Origin of the sequence: uncultured Devosia sp. (assembly GCF_964244875.1) — a bacterium.
Lineage (GTDB): Bacteria > Pseudomonadota > Alphaproteobacteria > Rhizobiales > Devosiaceae > Devosia.
The window spans coordinates 21,937-47,239 of sequence record NZ_CAXTKA010000005.1 but is presented as its reverse complement, the minus strand read 5'-3'; the positions used below and the strand labels follow the sequence as shown (position 1 = coordinate 47,239).

Genomic DNA, 25,303 nt, shown 5'->3' with positions numbered 1-25,303 from the left:
CGGGGGGTTTCGCTATTCGGCCGCAGCCTGTTCGAGGCGCGATGCATCGTGAAAGAGTGCGCTGACCGACCCGCCGCTATTGATGCGCCGCATTGCTTCGGCAAGCGCGGGCGCTATGGAGAGAACCTTTAGTTTTGCGATTTGTGTTTCGCCCGCAATGGGCAGCGTATTGGTGCATACGATCTCATCCAGGTCGGGCTCGGCGGCCAGGCGCTGCAAAGCGGAGCCGGCAAAAATGCCGTGCGTGCAGGCAATGCGGATCGACCGAACACCGTTGGCGCGAAGATGCTTCAACAGCTCGATCATCGAGCCGCCATTGGCGATCTCGTCATCAAGCACGATGACATCGCGACCGCGAACATCGCCGATTACGGCAGTGATGCGAACTTCAGTATCGCTAATTCGCTCCTTCGCTCCCGCAGCGACGGGCGTGCCAAGAAGCCTGGCAAAGGCCGCGGCCGTTTTGGCATTGCCAAGGTCGGGCGACACCACCACCGCATTGCTGAGATCGTAGCGCTGAAAATATGCCGCCAGTTCGGAAAGCGCGTGCAGATGGTCCACCGGCACGCTGAAAAAACCGTGCACCTGCGGCGAGTGCAGCGTCATCGTTAGTACCCGATCGGCGCCCGCCGTCGCCAAAAGGTCGGCGACCAGCCGCCCACCGATGGAAATCCGCGGCGCGTCCTTCTTATCGGAGCGGGCATAGGAATAATGCGGGATAACGGCAGTGATCCGCGAAGCCGATGCGCCTCGGGCCGCATCCAGCATGAGCAGCAATTCGACCAGATGGTCCTGTACCGGGGCGCTGAGAGTCTGGATCAGGAACACGTCCTGCTCGCGGCAATTGGCCTGCAATTGCACTTCGATGCAATCATTGGAAAAGCGAGTGACCCGGGTGGGATTCAGCGGCACGCCGAGCTGAGCGCAGATATCCTTGGCGAGTTGCGGATGCGCGCTCCCACCGAACACAGCAATCTGGTTCATGGGCACATTCTCGGTATCTCCGGATGGGATGCCCGGCCTCTAGCATGGCGGGTGCGCAGACTCAAGCGGGCCAGTTGGGCTTCAGACCAGCACGTAGTCGATCTCAAGGAATTTCGCGACCTCGGGCACCCAGCGATCGCGCACGAACGCCACGTGGTCGGGATGCCCATCATACCCCGAATAGGCCGCCTGGTCGGCAAACTCCATCGAGAAGCCAAACGCATAATCGTTCTTGGGGCTGACCTGACGCAACTGCTCGAACTTGGTCACGCCGGGGATGGTGGCAAGGATTTTCGCGTCGCGTAGGAACGCCGTCTCCTCGGCGGAGCCCGCCGAATGCTTAAGCGTGAAGATAACACTGTGACGGATCATACGCGTATAACTCCGAGCGATTCCGTGGCCGCGATGGCCGCCATGTTGACAATGCCGCGGCTGGTGACTGACGGCGCCAGGATATGCGCCGGCGATCGGGGACCCATCAGGATCGGGCCGACCGACAGCGCGTTGTTCATTTCCTTGAGCAGCGTCATCGACAGGTTGGCCGCGTCCAGATTGGGAAAGATCAAGAGGTTGGCTTCCCCCGTCAGCACCGAGTCGGGAATATAGCGTTCGCGCAATTCCTGGTTCAGCGCCAGATCACCCTGCATTTCGCCCTCGACCAGCAGGTCCGGCGCCGCTGCTTTGAGCTTCTTATAGGCTTCGCGCATCTTGTAGGCGCTGTCGCCGTCGCGCGAACCGAAATTGGAGTAGCTCAGCAATGCCGCCCGTGCCTCGATATTGAAACGCCTCAAATGGTCGCGCGCCTGTAGCGCGATGCTGACGATCTCGTCGGGCGACGGGTCCGGATTGACATAGGTATCGGCCAGGAAAAACGCGCCCCGGGGCATGATCAGCATCGACAGGGCCGACACGTCGCTGACCCCGTCCTGCACGCCGATCACCGAGCGGATGTCGCGCACGTGGCGGATGAACCGCCCTTGCAGCCCGCAGATCAGCGCATCGGCATCGCCGCGCTTGACCGCCAGGGCGCCAATCACCGTGGTATTGGTGCGCACCATCTGCCGGGCGGTGTCCGGCGTGACGCCGCTGCGCCCCACCAATGAATGAAATAGCGCCACGTAATCGCGATAGCGCGGATCGTCCTCGGGATTGATGACCTCGAAATCCTTGCCCGGCACCAGATGCAGGCCGAACCGCTCTATGCGCTGCTCGATGACTTGCGGGCGCCCGATCAGGATCGGCCGGCCTATACGTTCCTCGAGGATCACCTGGGTCGCCCGCAATACGCGCTCGTCCTCACCATCGGCAAAGGCGATCCGCTTGTCCTGCCCCTGCGCCCGGTCGATGATCGGCTTCATCACCAGCCCGGAGCGGAATACGAAGCGGTTGAGGCTGTCATGATAGGCGTCGAAGTCCTCGATCGGCTTCTTGGCGACCCCCGATTCCATTGCCGCCCGGGCCACCGCCGGCGCGATACGCAGGATCAGTCGCTGATCGAACGGATTGGGGATGATGTGCTCGGGCCCGAAAACCGCAGGCGCCCCCGACGGCGACACTTCCAGTCCCGGATCATGCGCCAGCTTGGCGATGGCGCGCACGGCCGCGAGCTTCATCTCCTCGTTGATCGTCGAGGCATTGACGTCCAGCGCCCCGCGAAAAATGAACGGGAAGCACAACACATTGTTGACCTGGTTCGGATAATCCGACCGACCCGTGCACACCATGGCATCGGGACGGACCTCCTTTGCCAGTTCCGGTATGATTTCGGGGTTGGGATTGGCCAGCGCCAGGATCAGCGGCTTGGGCGCCATCTTGACCAGCATTTCGGGCTTGAGCACACCCGCCGCCGACAGGCCTAGAAAGATATCGGCTCCATCGATCACCTCGGCAAGGGTAGTAGCCTCGCTGACCCGGCGGAATTGCCCACGCCATTTGTCGTTAACATCATTGCGCTTGTGCGTAACCAAACCGTCCTTATCGGCTACCCAAATGTTCTCATATCTGGCCCCCAAAGCCACGAGAACGTTGAGGCAGGCAATTGCCGCGGCCCCTGCCCCAGACGTACAGATTTTGACCTCGTCGATGCGCTTGCCTGCCAGTTCCAACCCGTTCAGCACTGCGGCGCCCACGATGATCGCCGTACCGTGCTGGTCGTCATGGAATACCGGAATGCTCATCCGCTCGCGCAGCGCTTCTTCGATCTCGAAGCAATCGGGCGCGCGGATGTCCTCGAGGTTGATGCCCCCAAAGGTCGGCCATAGCGGCGCCACCGCCTCGATGAACTTCTTGGGATCGATCTCGTCGATCTCGATATCGAACACATCGATGCCGGCGAACTTCTTGAACAGGACGGCCTTGCCTTCCATCACCGGCTTGCTCGCCAGCGCCCCGATATTGCCCAGGCCCAGCACGGCCGTACCATTGGAAATCACGCCCACCAGGTTCTGCCGCGACGTGTAGAGCGAAACGGCGTCGGGCGTTTTGGCGATCTCTTCACAGGGCGCCGCAACGCCCGGCGAATAGGCCAGCGCCAGGTCGCGCTGGTTGCCCAGAGGCTTGGTGGGCTGGATTTCGAGCTTGCCCGGCTTGGGAAACTGATGGAAATGCAGTGCTGACTCGCGCAAGGCATTGCGCTGTTCATTGATGTCCGACGACACTGCTGCCTCCCGATGCGCGCAATCTTGCCGGCGTTGGTGCCACCATTCAGCCCGCAAGGAAAGAAGATAAAACGGGCGCCCGGATCAGGCGGCGCTGGCAACGACGGCATCGATCCGGCGACGCGGCTCCTTGGCGGCATGCAGCGCCAGCGCCAGTTCCTTGTAGGCGCCGATCTTGAGCGCCGGCGCGAAGATGAAGCCCTGCGCATGCAGCACGCCGCGCGCCCGCAGATACAGCGCCTGCGCCTCGGTCTCGACCCCTTCGGCCACCACTTCGCAGTCCAGATCGCGCGACATGGCGATCAGCGCATCCAGCACCGGCACCTGCGTGGTGCCCGGCTTGATCATGTCCACGAACACCCGGTCGATCTTGATGATGTCCAGCCCCAGCGTTTGCAGATAGGCCAGGTTCGAATGCCCCGTGCCCGCATCGTCCATGGCAAGGCCCGCGCCCAGGGCATGCAGCCCGGCAATGACGCTGTTGGCCTGCGCCGAATTGGCTAGCGGCCGGCGCTCGGTGATTTCGAACACCAGTTGGCGGAACCCGATGCTGGAGCCGCCAAAGATTGCCTGCACATCCTCCACGATGTCGCCGTCGCGGAAATGGCCCTCGAACAGGTTGATCGAGATTTTCATCTCCGGCATCGTCTTGCACAAGACGCCCAGATCCGCCTTGACCTGCTGCATCAGCGACAGCGTCATGGGAATGGCGAGCCCCGTTACTTCCGCATAGTCGATGAACGCGCCGGGCGGCACCACCTGCCCGTTGCGCTTTTCCCAGCGGCACAGCACTTCGCAACCCACCAGCTCGCCCGTCTTGAGATTGATCACCGGCTGGTAATACGGCTTGATCTCATTGCGCGAGATGGCCCGCTCCAGATCGAACGCCGGCACCGCCGAGCGCCGCGCATATTGCAGCGACAGCAGCAGAAAACTCGCCCCGGTCAGGCAAGCGATGATGGTAAAACTGACATCGAGGTCGGCATAGCTCGCCCGCACCATGGCGAACGGCACGCCCCATTCCACCATGATCGGCAACTCGCCGGCGAATGTCTTGGCATAGATGAACTCGGCGCTCGTCGTGCGGCGGTCGAACGCGGTGGGATCACCTACCGTCAGGATGGTGGTGCCATCGGTCAAGGCCACGCGCAACAGCGCCGCCGTGCTCATGGCGTCCGATAGCCCCGCCTGTGTCTGGCCGAGCAGCGGCACAAAGGCCGACACCCGCCGCGTCTGCCCGAAGGCCTGCGTGATCTTGAGGGCCGGCATCGCCATGTCGCCGAACTTGACCACGGTGATGGTCTCGGTTTGGCCTGGCATTGGCAGGCTCGCCGACAGTGGCGAGTAGCGCAGCGTCTGCCCGAAAGCGTCGCAATATTGTACGCCATCGGCATTTTCGACCAGCACCTGCTTGATGGTGAGGCTGGCCTCGATTTCGTGCTGGACATTGGCGATGAAGGTGGGCGTACACAGCGACGGACTGTCCGCCAGAATACGGCGCAACGCGGTTATCGCGCCATCCGCACCGATTTCGATCTGTGAAGTGACGGCGCCAACCGACTGCTGTACAATGTCCTTCTCTTTCACCCGGACATAGGCGTCCAATAGATAATCCACGGCGACGATGGGCACGAACGCCAGAATGGCGCCCAGCAGCATCAGGATGTGGTTATAGCGGGATGGCAACGCACGAATCCATCGGGGCGGGTCGACCCCTTTGGAGTATCAAGCAGCGTTTAACGCATCATTAATGCTGATTAACTGGCGGAAAGGGTTGGCACCATGCCTGTGCCGCTGAACCTAGTTTTCCCTACAAAGAGCCACATTATATAGCTGGGTCATTCCCGCGTTCCCGGAAACAACACCATGTGTAGCGCAAGCTCGATCAGCCGAACCGTCACTTGTCCTGCACATTCAATCGCAGGTTGAGCTCGCGCAACTGCTTGGCCGATGCCGCGCTGGGCGCGCCCATCAACAGGTCTTCGCTCTGCTGATTCATCGGGAATGCCGTGACTTCACGCAGATTGTCTTCATGGGCCAACAGCATGATCATGCGATCAACGCCCGGAGCGATGCCGCCATGCGGCGGGGCCCCGAGTTCGAAGGCGCGCAACATGCCGCCAAACTTATCCTCCAGGTCGTCGTTTGAATAGCCGGCGATCTCGAAAGCCTTGCGCATGATATCGGGCCGGTGGTTACGAATTGCGCCGGACGACAGTTCATAGCCGTTGCAGACCGAGTCATACTGATAAGCATTGATGGTCAGCGGATCCTGCGTCAGTAGCGCGTCCAACCCGCCCTGCGGCATCGAAAACGGATTGTGGGAGAAATCCACCTCCTTTTCTTCGTCCATCCACTCGAACATCGGAAAATCAACGATCCAGCAGAACGCGAACTGCTCGAGATCGACCAGACCGAGATCGGTACCAGTCTTCGTGCGGGCTTCGCCGGCAAATTTGTAGAACTTCTCCGGGCGGCCACAAACGAAGAACACGGCGTCGCCGTCATCCAGGCCAAGCTGGGCTTTGATGGCAGCAGTGCGCTCTTCGCCGATGTTCTTGGCGATCGGACCAGACCCTGCGCCATCCTTGAAGAAGATGTAGCCGAGGCCTGGCTGGCCCTCGCCCTGCGCCCAGGCGTTCATCCGATCGCAGAAGGCACGGCCGATCGGCTCGGCGCCGGCCTTGTTCTTGGCGGGGATCGCCCAAACCTCCACCTTGGCATCGGCTTCGATCTGGCTGGCGAACACCTTGAAACCCGAACCGGCAAAATGCTCGGTCACCGCCTGCATTTCGATAGGGTTGCGCAAATCCGGCTTGTCCGAACCATACTTGCGGATGGCATCGGCATAAGGAATGCGCGGGAAGGTCTGCGTTACGCGCCAACCATTGGCAAATTCTTCGAACAGGCCGCGCAATACCGGCTCTATGGCCTGAAAGATGTCTTCCTGCTCGACAAAGCTCATCTCGATATCGAGTTGGGTAAACTCGACGGCGCGGTCGGCGCGGGCATCTTCGTCGCGGAAGCACGTGGCGATCTGGAAATAGCGATCAAACCCGGCGATCATCAGGAGTTGCTTGAACAATTGAGGCGACTGCGGCAGCGCATAGAACTTGCCCGGATGCACGCGCGATGGCACCAGGAAGTCGCGAGCGCCTTCCGGGCTGGACGCCGTCAGCGCCGGCGTCTGATATTCCATGAAGCCCTGCTGCACCATGCGGCTCCGCAACGACGAGATGACCTTGGAACGGAGCACAATATTGCGGTGCAGCCGCTCACGGCGCAGGTCCAGGAACCGGTACTTGAGCCGCACGTCCTCGGGATATTCCTGGTCCCCGAACACCGGCATCGGCAGTTCGGCGGCAGCCCCGAGAACTTCGATAGCGCGCACATAAACTTCGACCATCCCCGTGGGCAGGTTTGGGTTGATTGCGGCGGCGTCGCGCAGCTTTAGTTCGCCATCGATCATGATCACCCATTCGGACCGGACCTTCTCGGCATCCTTGAATGCGGGAGAGTCGGGATCAATCACGGCCTGGGTCAGCCCATAGTGATCGCGCAGATCGATGAAGAGTAGCCCGCCATGGTCGCGAACCCGATGCACCCAGCCGCTGAGGCGAACATCCTGGCCGGCGTCGGCTGCCGTCAACTGTCCGCAGGTATGGGAACGATAGCGATGCTGTGTCATGTCGTAACCGTGGAAAAAGGCCGGAATCTTGGCGCGAAAAGCGCATGGGTGACTCCACTTGTCAAGCAGCGCGACCCCTACCGCCGCCCTGCGCGCGCCGAGCCGACTAACCAATTCCGATAGCTTAACAAATCCCTTCTGGAGTGGAACTGCCGCACCTGCTAGGAAGAAATACGACGATTTTGAGACGGAAGCCGGTATGGACCTCGTTATATCCACAGACGTGCTCGCGGCCTTTTGCGAGCGCGCCGCACAGTTCGATTTTGTAACCGTCGATACCGAATTCCTGCGCGAGACCACCTATTGGCCCAAGCTGTGCCTGATCCAGGCCGCGACGCCCGAGGAGGTCATTTTGATCGACCCATTGTCGCCCGGCGTTGATCTGTCGCCCTTTTTTGTACTGCTGGCCGATCCCAACGTGACCAAGGTTTTTCACGCCGCCCGGCAGGATATCGAAATCTTCGTCAAGCTGACCGGCAAGGTGCCGGTTAACATCTTCGATACCCAGATCGCCGCCAGCGTCTGCGGCTTTGGCGACAGCGTTTCCTATGACAATCTGGTGCGCTCGATCACCAATGTCGAACTGGATAAGTCGTCGCGTTTTACCGATTGGTCGGCCCGCCCGCTCAGCGAAAAGCAGCGTCTTTATGCCGCCGCCGACGTCACCCACCTGCGCGACATCTATCTCGAACTGCGCCGGCAGGTTGACGCCACCAAGCGCTGGGACTGGGTCGAGGACGAGCTGGGCGTGCTGCGCAATATCGACACCTATGTCATCCAGCCTGATCAGGCCTGGGAACGCCTCAAGCTCAAGATCAATCGCCCGCGCGATCTGGCGGCGCTCAAGCTGTTGGCCGGCTGGCGCGAAAAACGCGCCCAGGACGGCGACCAGCCGCGCAGCCGCGTGCTCAAGGACGATGTGCTCTACGAACTGGCGATGCAGCGCCCGCTGACCCCCGATGCCTTCGACAAGCTGCGCGCGGTCCCGCGCGGTTTTGGCCGCAGCGCTGCCGCCGGCGAAATCATGAGCATCCTGAAGCAAGTTGAGGGCCTCGACAAATCCGATCTACCCCATTTGCCCGACCGCTATCGTGGCCCCTCGCCCAAGGGCGCCGTCGGCGACCTGATCCGGGTGCTGTTGAAATCGGTCGCTGATCAACATGGCGTTGCCGCCCGCATCATCGCCACGTCCGATGAAATCGACGCGCTGGTGCTCGATGACGATGCCGATGTGCCCGCCCTCAAAGGCTGGCGCCGCAAGCTCTTCGGCGACAAAGCGCTCGACATCAAGCACGGCCGCGTTGGCCTCGTTGCTACCCGCAAGGGCGTGATCGAATTCGCCGTGAAGGACACCACACCGGCAGAGTAGCCAGAGGGAAGCTGCTGGTTACCGTGTCGAAGTCATGCTGCTGGTGGCTGACCCTGACGGCTAGCCCACCCGCACTTTCGCGCTCTTGTGGCCCGCGATGCCGGCGAATTGCTCCAGCCGGCCTTGCAGATGCTCACCGTCGAGAAACGCCAGGTCCTGCGGCAGCACCAGCACCAGCGTATTGCCCTCGATCAGGAACCGGATACGCGGCAGGATGCCCGGCATCGCTGCCGTCATCGGATAGGCCACGCGAAACAGCGCGCCGATCAGCCGGGCCCGCCGCGATCCTTCCGCGCCCGCCAGCCCCACGAGCGGCTGTGTCACGCCCTTGAGCTTGAGCCCATTGTAACGCACGGCGATCACATGGGCCAGAAATGCCCGACCGGCATGATCGACACCGGTCAGCGACCCATGCGCCACCGCGTCCGCACTTTGCAGACCGCGATAGTCAGGATGCGCTCGCCAGCCGATATCGGCCAGCAGGCACGACACCTGCCGCAGCCGGGTCTGCTCGGCGGTTTCGGTAACCCCCGCAACCGCCAAATACTCACTGCTGAATTCGATCAGGTCGCTGGCATGGGCCGGCGAGCGCGACCGCAGCACCGAAAGCTCCTCTGCGCCCTGGATCAGCGGATCGATCCCCTGTTCCCTCCGGTCGAGCAGGCCGTACAAAAACCCTTCGCGAACGCCCAAAGCGGAAAACACCACGCTGTCGAACTGCCCGGCCCGCAGCACTTCGGCCAGCACCACGGCGCCGAACGGCACCAGGTCGCGCCGCGACGAACTGACGCTGTCCGAACCCGGATAGGTCTTGAGCGACCCGGCCGCCACGATCTCGTCGCACAGCACGACCATGTCGGCTGCCGCGACCTCGTAGTGCTGCACCATATGCAGCGGATAACGGCGTTGCACTTGATGCAGCTTGGCCAGCGACCGCCACGTGCCGCCGATGGCCGCGAATGCCCCGCCCCCGCTGTTTGCCAGCGACGAGCCCGCCAACCGCTCGCGCACGATCTCGACCGCCTTGGCCGGCGAGCCGCCGCTATCGTCCTGCAGCCGGATCACGCCCAGCTCGAAGGTTTCCCCATTGGTATCGGCGCCCCCGGTAATCGCGGAAAGCTCCAGGCTCCCCCCGCCCAGGTCACCCACCATCCCGGCGAAATCGGCGATACCGGCCGCCACGCCAAGAGCCGCGAAATGAGCCTCCTGCTCACCGCTGAGCACTTGCACGCGAGATTCGATGATGGCTTCAACCGCCGCTACGAATTCCCGCTTGTTGGCCGCATCGCGTACCGCCGATGTGGCCAGCACATGAATTTTTCCCACCCGCATCATCCGCGCCACCAGCGCAAAACGCTTGATAGCCGTCAGCGCCCGCTCGACATTGGCATCGGCCAGCCGCCCGGTTTGCGCGATGCCTCGCCCCAGCGAGCACGCCGATTTCTCGTTATAAAGCGGCGTCAGCGCCCGGGCATGCCGCTCATAAACCACCAGCCGGACCGAATTGGAGCCGATATCCAGCACCGCCACGGGTCGGGCGCCTTTTATTCGCCCCTGCGCCGTTGGATCGGCATCGACGCCCCAGAAGGAATTCAATCGAAGCCCTCGTCACCCTCGTGCAGGCCCGCGCTGCCGCGGCCCGAAAGCGATGGATTGGTCATGAAATAGTCGTGGGCGTTAAAGGGTTCATCCCCCTCGGCCATGCGAATCCGGTGCGAGCTACCATCCGGCAGCACCTCCCAGCTCTGCTGGTTGTCCTTGAGATAGGCAACCAGAATGCGGTCCAAAATCTGCTTATGCACGGTCTTGTTGAGGATCGGCACCATAACCTCGACGCGCCCGTCCAGGTTCCGTCCCATCAGATCGGCCGAGGAGATATAGACCATGGCACGCGGCGATGGCATCGCCTCGCCATTGCCGAAGCAGTAGATGCGGCTGTGTTCGAGGAACCGGCCAACCACCGACTTGACGCGGATATTGTCTGAAAAGCCCGGGATACCGGGCCGCAAGCAGCAAATGCCGCGCACGATCAGATCGATCTTCACCCCCGCCTGGCTGGCATCGTACAGCCCGTCGATGATCTGCGGATCGACCAGCGAGTTCATTTTCAACAGGATGCTGGCCGGCTGGCCGGTGCGGGCGAATTCGATTTCGCGCGCGATGCTGTCCATCAGCGTCTCGCGAAGATTGACCGGCGAGACCGCGATGGTCTCCAGTTCCGTCGGCCGCGCATAACCGGTGATGAAGTTGAACACCCGCGCCACGTCCCGCGTGATCGCCGGATCGATGGTGAAATAGCTGAGATCCGTGTAAATCTTGGCCGTGATCGGGTGGTAATTGCCCGTCCCGATATGGCAATAGCTGACCAGCTTGCCCTTTTCGCGGCGCACCACCTGGCTGAGCTTGGCGTGCGTCTTGAGCTCGATAAACCCGAACACCACCTGCGCCCCGGCGCGTTCCAGGTCGCGTGCCCAGCGGATATTGGCTTCCTCGTCGAACCGCGCCTTGAGCTCGACCAGGCACGTCACCGACTTGCCTGCCTCCGCCGCGAGCACCAAAGCCTTGATGATCGGGCTGTCGGCCGAGGTGCGGTAAAGCGTCTGCTTGATCGCCACCACATCCGGATCACGCGCCGCCTGGATCAAAAACTGCGCCACCACGTCGAAGCTTTCGAACGGATGATGCACTAGGATATCCTTAGCCCGGATCGCAGCGAAATTATCGCCGCTGTAATCGCGGATGCGTTCGGGGAACCGCGCGTGATAGGGCGTGAACTTGAGGTCCGGCCGGTCGACGTCGCAAATCTTGGCCGCATCGGCGAGCCCGAGGAAGCCCTGCACCTCAAAGATATCGCCGTCCTTGACGCGCAACTGCTCGCTGATCTGGCGCTTCAGCGCCCGAGGCATGGTGCTTTCCACCTCGAGCCGGATCACCTGCCCGCGCCGGCGCTGGCGCAGCGCCGTCTCGAACTCGATCACCAGATCGGCTGCTTCGTCGTCGATTTCGATTTCGCTGTCGCGGATCAGTCGGAACGCACCGGAGCCGACCACCTCATGGCCGGGAAACATTTTGTGAAAGAACAGCTTGACCAGCGTATCGATGGTCACGACTTCGCTGCGGCCCTCCGATACCAGCCCGCCCGGCAGATTGATGAACCGGTCGAGATTGGACGGTATGCGCACCAGTGCTGTCAGCGGCTGGTCATGGTTGGGTCGGTTCAATTCAAACGCCAGCGCCAGCCCAAGATTGGGAATAAACGGAAACGGATGCGCCGGATCGACCGCAATCGGCGTCAGCACCGGGAAAATTTCTTCGCGGAACAGCTTGGACAGGTAATCGACCTGGTCGGCGCTCAGGTCATCGGCCTCGTGGATCACCACGTTCTGCGCGAACAATTCCTCGCGCACCGTCTGCCACTGATCCTGCTGCTCCAGTTGCAGGTGCTGGGCCAGCGTGCCGATTTCCTCGAGCTGCTCGGCGGGAGTCAGTCCATCGGCGCTCTGCTTGGATAGGCCAGCACGAGTCTGTCCCTTGAGGCCCGCCACCCGCACCATATAGAATTCGTCCAGGTTATTGGCGGAAATGGACACGAACCGCAGCCGCTCCAGCAGCGGATGATGGACATTGCCCGCCTCCTCCAGCACCCGCATGTTGAACTGCAGCCAGCTCACTTCCCGGTTGACGAACCGGGCCGGACTTTTGCGCAATTCCTCGATATCGGGCGTGCTCACATCGGCTTCGGCGATTTCGCTGATCTCATTCATCGTTTGCTTCGTCCTGGTCGTCGTCCTGGTGCGCATGACCTCGCGCGATCCTGCGGCGGTCGAGCGCATCTGCGGCAATGCTGCGGGTAATGGCGGTTCCTTTGGCCAGCGCCAGTCGATCCATGAGCTCGGCCAGGATCACGGCTTCCTCGGTGGAGCGTTCCATCCGCGCCACCAGATAGCCGATGATCTTTGGATCGACAGCGATCTGGCGGTCCCCAAACAGTTTCACGAACATCTGCGACAATTGCATGTCATCGCTCATTGCCACGCTGAACACGGTCGCGCGCCGCGCCCTTGAGCGCACATCATCGGTGCTGAATGGCCATTGCGCAACCTCATCCCGCGCGGTCATCAGCACCGCCCGGTTGTCGCGCATCGCCTGGTTCAATAAATGGAACAGCCCAGCCTCGTTATAACCGGCGCGATCGACATCCTCGATCACCAACGGCGTTTGCCCACCCTCGCGCGCCAGTCGCTCCAGCGCGTCCACTCCGGCAAAGGCCGCGCCACTCCGATCCGCAAAAATCCGGGCCAGATGCGACTTGCCCGATTTGGCCGGCCCCAGCACCAGCGTCAGCGGATCGCTCCATTGAGGAAAGGCCATGATGCGGCCGTGCGCCAGGGCATTCCCCTCGCCGACCAGGAAATCACCCTCGCCATGCGCCGCGACATGGCCAAACGCCAGGGGCAATTGGCCCGAAACCTGATCGTTCACCATTGACTCAGATCGTTCCAGGATCGCCGCCGGAACCATTGGACCCCAGGTAAAGCGCGCTTTCCTTGTACTTGCGCACGCCATAGCGCACCAGCACCGAGGCGATGGCAGCCATCGGCACGGCCAGCAACAGGCCGATAAAACCGAACACCGCGCCCAGGGCGAGCAGCGCGAACATCATCCAGACCGGGTTGATATTGATCGAGGAGCCCACCAGCTTGGGATACAAGATATTGCCCTCGATGAACTGCCAGAACAGGAACACGCCGGCAACGATGCCCACCATCAACAGATCGCCCGAAAACTGCACGATGGCGATGCCCACCGATAGGCCAATGCCCAAGACGGCGCCGACAAAGGGGATAAAGCTCATCAAGCCCGCGATGAGCCCGACCACAAGCCCGAAGTTGAGCCCGATCACGCTCAGGGCCGTGGCGTAGAACGCCGCGTCGATCAACAGCACGCCGCCCTGCCCCCGGATCACGCCCGCCATCGACTTGTCGATATCCTTGAGGATCGTGTCGATCTCGCCTTTATGGTCCTTTGGCAACAGCCCTTCGATGCCGCGAACCATGCCTTCCCAATCGAGCAGCAGGTAGAAAGCGACCACGGGCGTCAGCACGGTGAAGCCTATGACGGCCGCGCCGGTGAGCCCGATATTGACCAGTTCACCCGGCAAGGTGGCGATGAAACCAAGCGCCTGCCGCGCCAGTTCGTTGATGCTGGCCTGCAATTGGGCCGCGCGCTCCGGCCCGAGCCATTCATTGATTTGAGGAGACCAGCGCGCGACCAAGGCTTGCAGGTCGCCGACATATTGCGGCATGCGCTGGATCAACCCGATGACCTGCTGGCCGATCAGCGGCACGAACATGGTGAAGATGCCGAGCACAATGGCGATCACGCTCAGCAACACGATCGTGGTGGCCCAAGGGCGGTTGATGCGCCAGGCCTGCAACTGGTTCACCAGCGGATTGAGCAGATAAGCCAAGGCGGCCCCGACGATAAAGGGGAGCAGGATGGCGCGGAACACCCACAGCACCAGCACCAGGGCAGCCAGCAGGCCAATCCAGATCAGGACTTGATTTCGCAGTGTCATGCGGCGGGCAACCCTTGCTTCGGTTCAGTGGAGAAGCTATCAGGCCTCGTAGCGGCCAGCGCCTGAAACTTCAACTGCTTGAAGTTTAGAACGCGCAGTTGCGCCCGGTTTCCCCAATTGGCATTGAGGCCCATGTCCGACCCGCAAAACCTGCCATCAAACGGGCTCTCATACAAGCAGGCCGGCGTCGATATCGATGCCGGCAACGCCCTGGTCGAAGCCATCAAGCCTGCCGTGCGCTCCACGCGCCGCCCCGGTGCCGATGGCGAAATCGGCGGTTTCGGCGGCCTGTTCGACCTCAAGGCCGCCGGCTTTATCGATCCGGTGCTGGTTGCCGCCAATGACGGCGTCGGCACCAAGCTCAAGATCGCCATTGATACCGGCAACCACGCCACGATCGGGCAGGACCTGGTGGCGATGTGCGTCAACGACATCATCGTTCAGGGCGCCGAGCCGCTGTTCTTCCTCGATTACTTTGCCACGGGCAAACTGGATGTCGCCCAGGGCACGTCCATCGTCAACGGCATCGCTGAAGGCTGCCGCCTGGCCGGCTGTGCCCTGATCGGCGGCGAAACCGCCGAAATGCCCGGCATGTACCACGGCAACGATTATGATCTGGCCGGCTTTGCCGTCGGCGCCGCCGAGCGCGGCACGCTGCTGCCGCGCCCCGACATTGCCGCCGGCGACGTGCTGGTCGCCTTGGCTTCCTCGGGCGTGCATTCCAACGGCTATTCGCTGGTCCGCCGCATTGTCGAGCTATCCGGCATCGACTGGTACATGGACGCCCCCTTCGCCCCCAGCCAATCGCTGTCCGATGCACTGCTTACGCCCACCCGCATTTACGTCAAGCCGCTGCTCTCCGCCCTCAAGGCTGGCATGGCCATCAAGGCCCTGGCCCATATCACCGGCGGCGGCTTCATCGACAATATTCCGCGCGTCCTGCCCGACCACCTGGCCGCCAAGATTGATCTTTCCGGCATCACCGTACCACGAGTATTCGGCTGGCTCGCCCGCGTCGGCGGGATCGGCGAACGCGAAATGCTGCGCACCTTCAATTGTGGCGTCGGCATGCTGGCCGCCGTGGCCCCAGAGGACGCCGACAGGCTCGTCGCCCACCTCAACGCCGCCGGAGAAACCGCCGCCATCGTCGGCGAGCTGACCGAGCGGACGGACGAGCCAGTGACGTTCCGGGGTAAATTGGCCCTGTGAACCGCAAACGCGTCGCTATCCTGATCTCGGGTCGTGGCTCCAACATGCAGGCGCTGATCGAGGCTGCCAAGGCGCCGGACTACCCCGCCGAAATCGTCGGCGTTCTATCGAACCGTGCTGCAGCACCAGGCCTAGCCCTCGCTGCACGCCAGGCAATTGCCACGGCGTCGCTGGCGCAAAGCCAGTTTCCAAGCCGTGAGGACTTCGAAGACGTTCTGACCCGTGTGCTTGAGAGCTGGGAGGTCGATATCGTCTGCCTTGCCGGTTTCATGCGGATTTTGAGTGCACGGTTCACGCTCCGCTGGGCCGGCAGGATGATCAATATCCACCCCTCCCTGCTGCCACGCTATAAAGGCCTGGATACCCACGCCCGCGCTTTGGCCGATGGCGCCACCGTGCATGGCTGCACCGTCCATTTCGTAACGCCCGGCCTCGATGAAGGCGCCCCGATACTGTCGGCGCAAGTTCCGGTCCTTCACGGTGACTCCGTGCAAACACTGGCCGATCGCACTCTTGCCGCCGAGCACCGCATTTATCCCGAAGCGCTAAGGCTGTTGGCCGAGGGGAAGATCAGCCTGCCCTGACGGCCACGCTCGTCATGCGCCCGTCCATTTGGGGCGGGATATCAGGCCGGATTTAGCCGGTGGTACGGCCGCCAGTCCCTAGAAATGCCGCACCAAACCAAGGCAACCGGCGACGCGAACGACCTTGGTTGAATGACTTGATATGATGGCTCCCATCGGCAAAATCGGTTCGACCCGGACTCGGCGCCCGGATAGTTTACGAGCTTGGGAGAAACGACATGGCGCCGCGCAATTGGTTCTGGATAATTCTGCTGGGCGCCATCTGGGGCTGCTCGTTCATTTTCAATGCCATACTCATCCGCGAGATCGGGCCGCTTTGGGTCACATCCCTGCGCGTGGCGATCGGAGCGCTCGGCTGCTGGTCGGTGATGATCGTGCTTCGCAAACCCTTGCCAGCCGATCCGGTGCTGTGGTTCAAGCTCTGCGCGCTCGGCGTTCTGGCCTACGCCGTTCCATTCGCTCTGTTTCCCCTGGCGCAGGCCAATCTCGCCAGCGGCGTCGCCGCCATCGTCAACGCGCTAACGCCGATCATGACGGTGATCGTCAGCCATTTCTGGCCGGGCGGCGAAAGGGCCAATCGGGCCAAGGGCGCCGGAATCGTGTTGGGCTTTGCCGGGGCCACGATCCTGGCTTCGCCCGCGCTGTCGTCGGGTGGCCAATCCGAGCTCTGGGCGGTTGGTGCCTGCCTCCTCGCAACGCTGTGCTATGCCGTTTCGCTCAACATCACGCGCAGTTTTCGCTCCGTCGAGCCGACGGCCCTGGCCGCCATCGCGCTGACCGGGGCCACGATCGTCTCGACCCCGCTGGCACTGGTGGTCGAAGGCATTCCTGTCATGGCCCGAACCGAGACCTGGCTTGCCGTTCTGGCCATCGGGCTGCTCTCCACCGCTTTCACCTTCCAGGTCATGTACCGCGTTCTGCCGCGCGTCGGCGCCACCAATTTCGCCACGACAACGTTCATCGCCCCCATTTCGGCGATTGTCCTCGGCGTAATGCTACTCGGAGAAACCGTGCCGCCGATCCAGTTGCTTGGCATGCTTGTGGTCTTTGTCGGCCTTCTGCTGATCGATGGCCGCCTGCTCGCCATGCGCCGCAAGCTCGCGGCCTGAACCGGGAAGAACCTTGATTCCAACGCTGACGCACGTTCCGTTCTGCGCTAGGCTTGGTGAGCAGGAGCGAGAACCACCCATGTTTTTGAAGACGATTGCCGCCGATGAAGCCACCGGCGAAGTCGCCGATATCTATCGCGGCGAAGTGGCCAGTATCGGCTTGCTTATGGCGGCGACGCAATGCTGGACGGCGCGCCCCGACATGCTGCCGATTTTCGAGCACTTTTTTGGAGCGGTGAAGGCCAATTTCTCGCTCGGAACGCGCAACTGGCGTCTCATCACCTTCATCGCCGCCAAGCAGGTGCCCTCGACCTATTGCACCCATGTCTACGCCCGACTCCTACTTGCCGATTTGGGCTCCAAAGCGATGGTCCTGGCAGTCCAGCGCGATTTCCGCACCGCCGGTCTGGATGTAAAAGCTGTCGCCATGCTCGCCTATGCAGAGCAGATCGCGCGCGACGCCTCAAAAATTACCCAGAAGGACATCGATGCGCTGCGCGCCCTGGCGTTTAGCGATGTCGAAATCGCCGACATCGCGCTCTGCGCCTCGCTCCGCTGCTTCATGAGTCGCTATTTCGATGCCGTAGGCGCCATGCCGGAACCCACGTTCCTGGACGAGGATCCAAAGTTTCGCGCGACAATGACCGTCGGCAAGCCAACCTGATTATTCGATCCCCAGCTTTTGCTTCATCAGCTCGTTCAGCGCCTGCGGATTGGCTTTGCCGCCCGAAGCTTTCATCGCCTGGCCCACGAACCAGCCGATAATCGTCGGCTTGGCCCGGACCTTTTCCACCTGGTCAGGATTTGCCGAGATGATCTCGTCGATGATCTTTTCGATCGCGCCCAGATCGGTCACCTGCTTGAGCCCGCGCCGCTCGACCAGTTCGGCCGGATCGGCACTTTTTTCCTCACCCAGGATCAGCGCCAGCACGTCCTTGGCGATCTTGGTCGAGATCGTGCCGTCGGCGATCAGGTCAGCGATGCCGGCGATCTGGGCGGGAGTCACATGCGTTTCGGCAAACGTCACGCCTTGCGTGTTCGCATAGGCCGACAGATCGCCCATGATCAGATTGACCACCTGCTTGCCGTCGCGCGCCTTGCCGCCAAACTTTACCGTGGTTTCGTAGAAATCGGCGGCTTCGCGATCCAGCGTTAGCACCATCGCGTCATAGGCCGAGACGCCATAGTCGGCGATGAAGCGCGCCCGCTTCTCGTCCGGCAGTTCCGGCAGCTTTGCCGCCAGGGCATCGATAAACGCCTGGTCGAACTCCAGCGGCAGCAAATCGGGGTCGGGGAAATAGCGATAATCATGCGCTTCTTCCTTGGAGCGCATCGAGCGCGTTTCGCCCAGTTTGGGATCGAACAGGCGCGTTTCCTGATCGATGCTGCCACCATCCTCCAGGATATCGATCTGCCGCCGCGCCTCGTATTCGATCGCCTGCCCGGCGAACCGCACCGAGTTCACATTCTTGATTTCGCAGCGCGTCCCGAATTCGCCGCCCGGCCGGCGCACCGACACATTGACGTCGGCGCGCATCGAGCCCTGCTCCATATTGCCGTCGCAAGTCCCCAGATAACGCAGGATCGTGCGCAGCTTGCTCAGATACGTCTTGGCCTCTTCGGCCGAACGCAGGTCGGGCTTGGACACGATTTCCATCAACGCCACGCCCGAGCGGTTCAAATCGACAAAGCTCATATTCGGATGCTGGTCATGGATCGATTTGCCTGCGTCCTGCTCCAGGTGCAGCCGCTCGATACCGATCTCGATCTCGCCGTCCTCTCCCATGTCGAGGACCACCCTGCCCTCGCCCACGATGGGATCCTTGAATTGGGAAATCTGATAGCCCTGCGGCAGGTCGGGATAGAAATAGTTCTTGCGATCGAAGACGCTGCGCTTGTTGATCGCCGCCTTGAGCCCCAATCCGGTCCGCACCGCCTGGCGCACGCATTCCTCGTTGATCGTCGGCAGCATGCCCGGCATTGCCGCATCCACGAACGACACATTGCTGTTGGGCGGATTGCCGAACAGCGTCGAGGACCCCGAAAACAGCTTGCTCTCGCTGGTCACCTGCGCGTGCACTTCCATGCCGATAACGATTTCCCAATCGCCCGTCGAACCGGCAATAAAGCTTTTCGGATTGGGTATGCGCGTGTCGATAAGGGTCATGGGGCGAGGCTCTTGTTCATTCCAACTTTGTCTATGGCATACCCGAGTGCTGTGGAAAACTTTTCACCACGCCAGGCGACAACGAATCCATGCCTCTGGTAAAAACCGATTGCCGCGCTGTTGCTGGCCAGCGTCTCCAACTCCGCCTGCAACAGACCTAGCGCCGCCACTTCGGCCTCCAAAGCACCAAGTAGCGTGCTGCCAACGCCTTGTCCCTGGAATGCCGGCGCGACCCAGAGGTCCGAAATGCGTTGGTCTCGGTCTTCGCATGCGCCCCATCCGGCAAGCTGCCCATCGATCTCTGCAACGAGAATCGCGTCTGGATCATCATTGCCGATCTTTTCGAAATCGGCCCGCAGTGCCGTTCGATCGGCGCGGCTATTGTCGTTGATGGCAAATTGGCTCGCCGCCCATGCTGCAAAGCCGATTGCGCCAAGCGCCTTGCCCTCTCCGGGCCGCGCTCTTCTAACGACGATCGTCAATCGGATCAGTCCTCATCCGTAACGACGCCATCGAACGGATGCAGCACTTTTTCCAGCCGTACGCTCATGAAGGGCTCGTGCGCGGCGCGTCCGTCCGGCCGCATCGCCAGAATGCGATAGCCCTGCTTTTCGTAGAACCGCACCGCCAGGACGTTGTCTGCCGGCGTCTCCAGATGCACGCGCTCGGCGCCTTCCAGCTCCAGGATCACCTCCATGCGCCGCAGCAGCATGCTGCCCAGGCCGTGGCCCTGCAGTTCGGGCATCACGAACAGATATGGAATATAGGCTCGCCGATGCGCCCGCGAACACCAGGCGACGACGATCCCGTCGACCTCGGCCACCAGGATGCGCCCCAGCGTTTCGGCGACCACCTGGGCCAGCCGGCGCTGTTCGGCCTGGCGCATGCCGGTTTGTTCGGTCAACAGCGGCAGGATGCCGCTTTCCCAGGCGCGGTAGGCGATATCGGCGAGCCTGCGCGCGTCTTCGCTTTCGGCCTTGCGGATGAAAATGCCCGCCATGACAACCTCTGTCCCTATTCGGCGCGTCGGCGCGCCGCGATGATGCCCTTCTCGTAGTTGATATTCCAGTCGATCAGGGTGCGCCAGATAAGTTCGGCCTGATCTTCGTCGAGATCAAGGGCCAAACTGCGTGTTCGTAGCTTGTCGATGATGGCTTCGATGCGAACCGGGTCGCGCGCCTCGTGCGGGTCGGTCTTGATCTGCGCCATTCGGGTCACGTAGCGATGCCGCTCCGCAAACAGCGCCAGCAATGCCTGGTCCACCCGGTCGATTTCGGCGCGAACGTCTTCTTTGGTCTGGCAGTGGGCGGGCGGCTTGGGTTCGGTCACGGCAATTCCAGTGCGGCTTTGTTGCTGTTGCTGGTTTGCACCGGCACCGCCCCAATTTCAACCGCTCCGATTGCCTAATCTGGCAAGCGTTGCATGACGGCGCTATTCTCGAGTGGCAACAAGGTTCTGCCCATGTCTACTCAGTCCGAGACCCGCTAGCGCCCCGTCCATCTGCGACGGGGCATGAGTGAACCAATCTGCCGGCGCGCGCGATGCCGCCGACGGATGACGTTTGTTCGCGGGCCGTTGGGTCAAGGCACCCCGCCCGCATTTCGGGCCAACAATCAAAATGGATATCTCTCGAGACGAACAGCGCGTGTTGCACGCGTTGGCGCAGGGCGGCCGCATTGCGCTGCTCAAAAACGACCATGGCAAGACCATTGGACTGGAGTTCTTCAGCCGCGACGGCTGGCTGATCAGCAACTGCAGCTTGCTGTTATTCCGCAAGCTGAAGGCGAAAAAGGCCATCAAGTCTACCGGCGGACAGCCTTATCGGATTACCCGCCGCGGGCTGGAACTGGTCAGGAGCGAATACGACAATCGCTGACCGTGCGGCACGTAAAAAGGCCGGGCAATGCCCGGCCTTGTCCGCATCCGCAAGCGCCGCGCTAGGGTGATACGGCTATCGTGCCAAACGCCGCTCGCAGGCTTTCGCCGGCAAAATCCTGCGCTTCCTGCGCTTCGGGCACCACGGCGGCCATGCCGAAAAATTCGTGCGTCACGCCATCCCAAAGCTGATACTTCACTTCCACACCGGCCGCGGTCAGATTATCGGCCAGCGTCTTGCCTTCCGAAGCCAGCGGATCGATTTCCGCACCGATGATCGTCGTCGGTGGCAAATCGCTCAGGTCGGCATGCACCAGGTCGAACCGCGTGTCCTTGGTATCGTCCATGCTGTTGGCATAATTTTCGACGAACCATTCGATATCCGCCTTGCCCAGCGGCGTAGCATTCTGGTTTTCGATATAGGACGGCGTATTGAGGTCAGCCCCGGCGACCGGGTAAACCGCAATCACTGCGTCCGGCGTCTGCAGTTTCTGGTCGCGCGCGGCGATGGCGACGTTGACCGCAAGATTGCCGCCGGCGCTTTCACCCGCAACCGCGATCCGGTCCGTATCGGCATTCCATTCGCCCCCGTTCTCGACCACATATTTGTAGACTGCGATCGCATCGTCCTGCGCCGCGGAAAAGCGGTGTTCAGGACCCTTGCTGTAATACGGTCCCACCACGATTGCATTGGCTTGGTTGCTGAGCGCCCGCTCGGAGGCATCGTAAACGACCGGATCGGCAATCACCCAGCCGCCGCCATGAAAATAGACGATGACCGGAAACGGCCCCTCGCCGGCCGGTGTATAGACCCGCGCCTTCAGGTTTCCCTCGGCGCCCGGAATGGTGATTTCCTTCAAGCTGCCCACGGCTTCGGGGGCTGCGCTTTCCCCCTTGTCCACCAACACGCCCACCACGGCATCCGCGGGAGTCTTTTGTAGGCGGGCTTCTTCAACGCTCAGCGTATGGACGGGCTTGGCGCCAAGCTCCATCAGCTTTTCGAGCACCATCTTCATCTCCGGATGCGCTCGTTCCATCGTGCCGCTATCGTCGGTTTCAGCCAGGTCACTGCTATCGCTGGCAGGCGCTGCAGCATCGGCGGGTGCGGCGTCCGCCGGCATCGGTTCAGGTACGGCAGCGTCCTGCGCCAACACGGAGCCGGTGAGCATAAGGGCCGTCGCGAGCGCCATCAGCGACAGCTCGGCCGGGCGAAAAAACTGGGTTTGCATTGCTTTTCTCGTCATTGGGAAAGGGGGACGCTGCCTCCTTAACGACAAGCTTCATGGGCTGTTCCCAAGCCTCCGAAACGTGAACGATCGTCGCGGTCTAGACAACTTAAGTTGCGTGGGCTTGTGTTTCCTTGAGCCGGTCTAGTGGCGCGTCACATCGCTGAGTTCGGCCGCGATATGCTCCCATTCAGCCGAAACGCTGGCTGTCGCCCGCTTCTTGCCGGCGCGGCGATACCAGTAATCTGCGTTACCCATGTCGGCCTCGATCCAGTGCATCAATGCATGCACCCAATCGAACGCCTGCACGCCTTCCATCGCCTGAACGATGGTATGCGCCTGCTCCCACTCGGGCCCGACGCGCATATTGCCCTTCTTGAGCCACCACAGCGCTTGCAGCGGCTTGCTCATGTCCTTGGGCGGCTCGGACCAGTCGAGCGAGGTAAAGATATCCACGGCCATCCAATCACCTGAAGCAGCGGCAGGTTGCCTGCCTAATGTGTTGCGCTTTGGGGCGAACCCTAGCGCACATAACGCTCATGGCCGCGCCAATCAAGGCGCCGCTGTGCCTCAATCGGGAAACACGCGCAGTCCGAACGGTCCGACCAATGCGCCAAGCTGGGACTGGCTGACCTTGACGCCGGTGAAATTGCGCGCCCGCGTCAAATCCAATCCGTTGACCACAGCGTCGCGCAGATCGGCACCCGCCATATCGGCTTCATCGATGATCGCTGCCGACAAATCGGCGCGCCGGAAGCCGGTCTTGCCCAGGCTGGTTCGCGAAAAATCCGCTTGCCGCAGGCTGCTGCCGTCAAAGTCGCAATCCTCCAGCACCACCCCACGAAAATTGGCGAAGTCCAGCGCGCAATCGATGAACCGACCCGCTACCACGCTGCTGCGGCCGCTCTTGCGCACCAGGCTTGCATCCTCGAAGTCGGCGCCCGCCGCCTTGCACCGCTCGAGCGTCACGGCATGCAGATTGGCGCCGGCAAATCGCGCCAGCGACAAGTTGCAGTCGGTGAAATGGGCGCCGCGCATCTGCGCATCGGCAAAGTCGCAGCCCTTGCGCGCCTCGCTGTCGAACAGCACGCAGCGCAGGAATTTGGTGTTGATCAGGTCCGCGCCGGCGAAACGGCAATTGAGGAAGGTAACGTCTTCGAACACGCTTTCATTCAGTTCGGCGCCGCCGAGCGAGCCGTCACGCAGCGTGCAACCGCGCAGCCGCACTTGCCCGGACGGCAGGTCGCGCCAGTCGATCTCGAACAGATCCTCGCCCTCGATGAAGGCGCCCGTCCGGATCGCATCCTCGAACGCGCCCTGCCGCATCACCACCAGCGCTTGGGCGAAAAATCCATGTCCGCGCTGCGCTCGATCACCCTTGCGGCCGCAAATAGCGTTTCCTCGTCGAACGGCTTGCCGATCAGCTGCAGGCCCAGCGGCAAGCCCCGCCCGTCCTTGCCGGCCGGCACCGCTAGGCCCGGCAATCCGGCCATGTTTACCGTCACCGTGAATATGTCGTTGAGGTACATCTTGACCGGATCGCTGGCCATGTCCTCATCGCCGATGCCGAACGCCGCCGATGGCGTCGCCGGCGTCAGGATCGCATCCACCCCCGCATTGAACGCGTCTTCGAAGTCCTTCTTGATCATCGTCCGCACCTTCTGCGCCTGCACATAGTATGCATCAAAGTAACCTGCAGACAGCACGTATGTACCAATCATGATACGGCGCTTGACCTCGCGGCCGAAGCCCGCCGCACGCGTCAGCTCGTACATGTCCGTGATGTCGCGGCCAGATACACGCAGCCCGTATTTAACGCCGTCATAACGCGCCAAATTCGACGAAGCCTCCGCCGGTGCCACGATGTAATAGGCAGGTAGCGCGTATTTGGTATGTGGCAGCGAAATGTCGCGAACCGTCGCGCCCTCCGCCTTGAACCATTCCAGCCCCTGGAGCCACAGCGCCTCGATCTCTGCCGGCATCTCGTCCATGCGATACTCGCGCGGCACCCCGATGACGAGGCCTTTCACCCCGCGCTCCACCGCCGCCGCGAAATCGGGTACCGCCAGTTCGGCGCTGGTGGAATCCTTGGGATCGAACCCCGACATCGAGGTCAGCATCAGCGCCGCGTCTTTTACGGTCCGCGCCAGCGGCCCCGCCTGGTCCAGCGACGACGCGAAAGCCACCACGCCCCAGCGCGAGCAGCGCCCGTAGGTCGGCTTGATCCCCACAGTCCCCGTCAGCGCTGCCGGCTGGCGGATCGAGCCGCCGGTATCGGTTGCCGTTGCCGCCGCGCACAGCCATGCCGCGACCGCCGCCGCCGATCCGCCCGACGATCCGCCCGGAACCAGGTTCGCATTGCTGCCCTCGGCCCGGAACGGACTGATCACCGGCCCATAAAACGAGGTTTCATTGGACGAACCCATGGCGAACTCGTCCATGTTGAGCTTGCCCAGCATCACCGCGCCGTCGCGCCACAGATTGGCGGTCACGCTCGATTCGTATTCCGGCTTGAACCCATCCAGGATATGGCTCGCCGCCTGCGTGTGCACGCCCTTGGTGCCGAACAGGTCCTTGATGCCCAGCGGAATGCCCTCCAGCGGCCCGCCCTGCCCCCGCACCAGCCTCTCGTCGCTGGCCTTGGCCATGCCAAGCGCCTGCTCGCCGGTTACCGCCACATAGGCGTTGAGCGCCGGATTGGCCGCCTCGATCGCCTCGAGATAGGCGCCGGTCAACTCCGTCGCGGTGAAGGTTTTCGCCGCCAGCCCCTTGCGGGCTTCGGCCAGGCTCAGTCTGGTCAGGTCGGTCAACGGGGCAACTCACTCAAATTTTCGCGGCACAGGTTGCAGGTCGCGTC

The 25,303-nt window shown here is 62.0% G+C and carries 23 protein-coding genes; 6 read left to right on the top strand and 17 right to left on the bottom strand.

All coding sequences use genetic code 11. The features are described 5' to 3' along the window. Positions 1–12: 12 nt before the first annotated feature. From ACFE8X_RS07815 to aspS, 5 genes are all read right to left on the bottom strand, one after another. A complete protein-coding gene (locus tag ACFE8X_RS07815; RefSeq protein ID WP_375450897.1) occupies positions 13–984 on the bottom strand; it encodes a ribose-phosphate diphosphokinase in 972 nt (323 codons plus the stop codon). A gap of 81 nt (positions 985–1,065) precedes the next feature. Next, a complete protein-coding gene (locus tag ACFE8X_RS07810; RefSeq protein ID WP_375450896.1) occupies positions 1,066–1,356 on the bottom strand; it encodes a Dabb family protein in 291 nt (96 codons plus the stop codon). Next, on the bottom strand, positions 1,353–3,641 hold the full coding sequence (locus ACFE8X_RS07805; RefSeq protein ID WP_375450895.1) for an NADP-dependent malic enzyme: 2,289 nt from the start codon (positions 3,639–3,641) through the stop codon (positions 1,353–1,355). Before ACFE8X_RS07805 ends, ACFE8X_RS07810 begins: the two co-directional genes overlap by 4 nt. A gap of 84 nt (positions 3,642–3,725) precedes the next feature. Then, on the bottom strand, positions 3,726–5,327 hold the full coding sequence (locus tag ACFE8X_RS07800; RefSeq protein WP_375450894.1) for an EAL domain-containing protein: 1,602 nt from the start codon (positions 5,325–5,327) through the stop codon (positions 3,726–3,728). Positions 5,328–5,538: 211 nt separating this feature from the next. Beyond that, entirely contained in the window at positions 5,539–7,329 is a 1,791-nt protein-coding gene (aspS, locus tag ACFE8X_RS07795; protein WP_375450893.1) for an aspartate--tRNA ligase, read from the bottom strand. Between the two features lie 199 nt (positions 7,330–7,528). Here aspS and rnd point away from each other — a divergent pair, with 199 nt between their 5' ends. Next, on the top strand, positions 7,529–8,698 hold the full coding sequence (rnd, locus tag ACFE8X_RS07790) for a ribonuclease D (RefSeq protein ID WP_375450892.1): 1,170 nt from the start codon (positions 7,529–7,531) through the stop codon (positions 8,696–8,698). A gap of 60 nt (positions 8,699–8,758) precedes the next feature. Here rnd and ACFE8X_RS07785 read toward each other — a convergent pair whose 3' ends face one another. The 4 genes from ACFE8X_RS07785 to ACFE8X_RS07770 are packed head-to-tail and all read right to left on the bottom strand — an operon-like array spanning position 8,759 to position 14,276. Continuing rightward, the gene (locus ACFE8X_RS07785; protein ID WP_375450891.1) at positions 8,759–10,294 is read right to left on the bottom strand and encodes an exopolyphosphatase; all 1,536 of its coding nucleotides are present in this window, start codon (positions 10,292–10,294) and stop codon (positions 8,759–8,761) included. Next, complete coding sequence (locus tag ACFE8X_RS07780) at positions 10,291–12,462, bottom strand: RNA degradosome polyphosphate kinase (RefSeq protein WP_375450890.1); 2,172 nt, start codon at positions 12,460–12,462, stop codon at positions 10,291–10,293. The genes ACFE8X_RS07785 and ACFE8X_RS07780 overlap by 4 nt, the downstream gene beginning before the upstream one ends. Next, complete coding sequence (locus ACFE8X_RS07775) at positions 12,455–13,183, bottom strand: hypothetical protein (RefSeq protein ID WP_375450889.1); 729 nt, start codon at positions 13,181–13,183, stop codon at positions 12,455–12,457. Before ACFE8X_RS07775 ends, ACFE8X_RS07780 begins: the two co-directional genes overlap by 8 nt. 4 nt (positions 13,184–13,187) lie before the next feature. Then, complete coding sequence (locus ACFE8X_RS07770) at positions 13,188–14,276, bottom strand: AI-2E family transporter (RefSeq protein WP_375450888.1); 1,089 nt, start codon at positions 14,274–14,276, stop codon at positions 13,188–13,190. A 132-nt stretch (positions 14,277–14,408) separates the two neighbouring features. On the opposite strand from ACFE8X_RS07770, the gene purM reads away from it, so the two are divergent. From purM to ACFE8X_RS07750, 4 genes are all read left to right on the top strand, one after another. Then, positions 14,409–15,485 carry a phosphoribosylformylglycinamidine cyclo-ligase gene (gene purM / locus ACFE8X_RS07765; RefSeq protein WP_375450887.1) on the top strand — a complete coding sequence of 359 codons (1,077 nt, stop codon included), beginning with the start codon at positions 14,409–14,411 and terminating at the stop codon, positions 15,483–15,485. Further along, the gene (gene purN / locus ACFE8X_RS07760) at positions 15,482–16,069 is read left to right on the top strand and encodes a phosphoribosylglycinamide formyltransferase (RefSeq protein WP_375450886.1); all 588 of its coding nucleotides are present in this window, start codon (positions 15,482–15,484) and stop codon (positions 16,067–16,069) included. The genes purM and purN overlap by 4 nt, the downstream gene beginning before the upstream one ends. 218 nt (positions 16,070–16,287) lie before the next feature. Next, positions 16,288–17,178, top strand: coding sequence for a DMT family transporter (locus tag ACFE8X_RS07755; RefSeq protein WP_375450885.1), 891 nt, complete (start codon positions 16,288–16,290; stop codon positions 17,176–17,178). Positions 17,179–17,191: 13 nt separating this feature from the next. Continuing rightward, the gene (locus ACFE8X_RS07750; protein WP_375450884.1) at positions 17,192–17,842 is read left to right on the top strand and encodes a carboxymuconolactone decarboxylase family protein; all 651 of its coding nucleotides are present in this window, start codon (positions 17,192–17,194) and stop codon (positions 17,840–17,842) included. Here the strand turns inward: ACFE8X_RS07750 and gatB are convergent, their stop codons facing one another. The 4 genes from gatB to ACFE8X_RS07730 are packed head-to-tail and all read right to left on the bottom strand — an operon-like array spanning position 17,843 to position 20,674. Then, a complete protein-coding gene (gene gatB, locus ACFE8X_RS07745; RefSeq protein ID WP_375450883.1) occupies positions 17,843–19,345 on the bottom strand; it encodes an Asp-tRNA(Asn)/Glu-tRNA(Gln) amidotransferase subunit GatB in 1,503 nt (500 codons plus the stop codon). Further along, positions 19,342–19,827 carry a GNAT family N-acetyltransferase gene (locus tag ACFE8X_RS07740; protein ID WP_375450882.1) on the bottom strand — a complete coding sequence of 162 codons (486 nt, stop codon included), beginning with the start codon at positions 19,825–19,827 and terminating at the stop codon, positions 19,342–19,344. The genes gatB and ACFE8X_RS07740 overlap by 4 nt, the downstream gene beginning before the upstream one ends. A gap of 5 nt (positions 19,828–19,832) precedes the next feature. Then, complete coding sequence (locus ACFE8X_RS07735; RefSeq protein ID WP_375450881.1) at positions 19,833–20,345, bottom strand: GNAT family N-acetyltransferase; 513 nt, start codon at positions 20,343–20,345, stop codon at positions 19,833–19,835. Positions 20,346–20,359: 14 nt separating this feature from the next. Next, positions 20,360–20,674, bottom strand: a complete 315-nt coding sequence (locus ACFE8X_RS07730) for a chorismate mutase (protein ID WP_375450880.1) — start codon at positions 20,672–20,674, stop codon at positions 20,360–20,362. A 289-nt stretch (positions 20,675–20,963) separates the two neighbouring features. Here ACFE8X_RS07730 and ACFE8X_RS07725 point away from each other — a divergent pair, with 289 nt between their 5' ends. Beyond that, positions 20,964–21,221 (top strand): YjhX family toxin, encoded by a 258-nt coding sequence (locus ACFE8X_RS07725; protein WP_375451055.1) that lies wholly within the window; start codon positions 20,964–20,966, stop codon positions 21,219–21,221. A 61-nt stretch (positions 21,222–21,282) separates the two neighbouring features. On the opposite strand, the gene ACFE8X_RS07720 is transcribed toward ACFE8X_RS07725, so the two are convergent. The 4 genes from ACFE8X_RS07720 to gatA all read right to left on the bottom strand — a co-directional run bounded on the left by ACFE8X_RS07720 (position 21,283) and on the right by gatA (position 25,256). Beyond that, positions 21,283–22,449: an alpha/beta hydrolase gene (locus ACFE8X_RS07720; protein ID WP_375450879.1), complete on the bottom strand. Its 1,167-nt coding sequence runs from the start codon at positions 22,447–22,449 to the stop codon at positions 21,283–21,285. A gap of 141 nt (positions 22,450–22,590) precedes the next feature. Then, a complete protein-coding gene (locus ACFE8X_RS07715) occupies positions 22,591–22,908 on the bottom strand; it encodes a hypothetical protein (RefSeq protein ID WP_375450878.1) in 318 nt (105 codons plus the stop codon). A gap of 108 nt (positions 22,909–23,016) precedes the next feature. Then, positions 23,017–23,772 carry a pentapeptide repeat-containing protein gene (locus ACFE8X_RS07710; RefSeq protein WP_375450877.1) on the bottom strand — a complete coding sequence of 252 codons (756 nt, stop codon included), beginning with the start codon at positions 23,770–23,772 and terminating at the stop codon, positions 23,017–23,019. Further along, on the bottom strand, positions 23,772–25,256 hold the full coding sequence (gene gatA, locus ACFE8X_RS07705; RefSeq protein WP_375450876.1) for an Asp-tRNA(Asn)/Glu-tRNA(Gln) amidotransferase subunit GatA: 1,485 nt from the start codon (positions 25,254–25,256) through the stop codon (positions 23,772–23,774). The genes ACFE8X_RS07710 and gatA overlap by 1 nt, the downstream gene beginning before the upstream one ends. Between the last annotated feature and the right edge of the window lie 47 nt (positions 25,257–25,303).

Coding starts and splice junctions, on each gene's coding strand:
- ACFE8X_RS07780 (WP_375450890.1), bottom strand. CDS start 12,462: ATGAATGAGATCAGCGAAATCGCCGAAGCCGATGTGAGCACGCCCGAT.
- ACFE8X_RS07725 (WP_375451055.1), top strand. CDS start 20,964: ATGGATATCTCTCGAGACGAACAGCGCGTGTTGCACGCGTTGGCGCAG.
- ACFE8X_RS07720 (WP_375450879.1), bottom strand. CDS start 22,449: ATGCAAACCCAGTTTTTTCGCCCGGCCGAGCTGTCGCTGATGGCGCTC.
- ACFE8X_RS07715 (WP_375450878.1), bottom strand. CDS start 22,908: ATGGCCGTGGATATCTTTACCTCGCTCGACTGGTCCGAGCCGCCCAAG.
- ACFE8X_RS07755 (WP_375450885.1), top strand. CDS start 16,288: ATGGCGCCGCGCAATTGGTTCTGGATAATTCTGCTGGGCGCCATCTGG.
- ACFE8X_RS07735 (WP_375450881.1), bottom strand. CDS start 20,345: ATGGCGGGCATTTTCATCCGCAAGGCCGAAAGCGAAGACGCGCGCAGG.
- ACFE8X_RS07710 (WP_375450877.1), bottom strand. CDS start 23,772: ATGCGGCAGGGCGCGTTCGAGGATGCGATCCGGACGGGCGCCTTCATC.
- gatB (WP_375450883.1), bottom strand. CDS start 19,345: ATGACCCTTATCGACACGCGCATACCCAATCCGAAAAGCTTTATTGCC.
- ACFE8X_RS07810 (WP_375450896.1), bottom strand. CDS start 1,356: ATGATCCGTCACAGTGTTATCTTCACGCTTAAGCATTCGGCGGGCTCC.
- aspS (WP_375450893.1), bottom strand. CDS start 7,329: ATGACACAGCATCGCTATCGTTCCCATACCTGCGGACAGTTGACGGCA.
- ACFE8X_RS07775 (WP_375450889.1), bottom strand. CDS start 13,183: ATGGTGAACGATCAGGTTTCGGGCCAATTGCCCCTGGCGTTTGGCCAT.
- rnd (WP_375450892.1), top strand. CDS start 7,529: ATGGACCTCGTTATATCCACAGACGTGCTCGCGGCCTTTTGCGAGCGC.
- ACFE8X_RS07770 (WP_375450888.1), bottom strand. CDS start 14,276: ATGACACTGCGAAATCAAGTCCTGATCTGGATTGGCCTGCTGGCTGCC.
- purM (WP_375450887.1), top strand. CDS start 14,409: ATGTCCGACCCGCAAAACCTGCCATCAAACGGGCTCTCATACAAGCAG.
- ACFE8X_RS07815 (WP_375450897.1), bottom strand. CDS start 984: ATGAACCAGATTGCTGTGTTCGGTGGGAGCGCGCATCCGCAACTCGCC.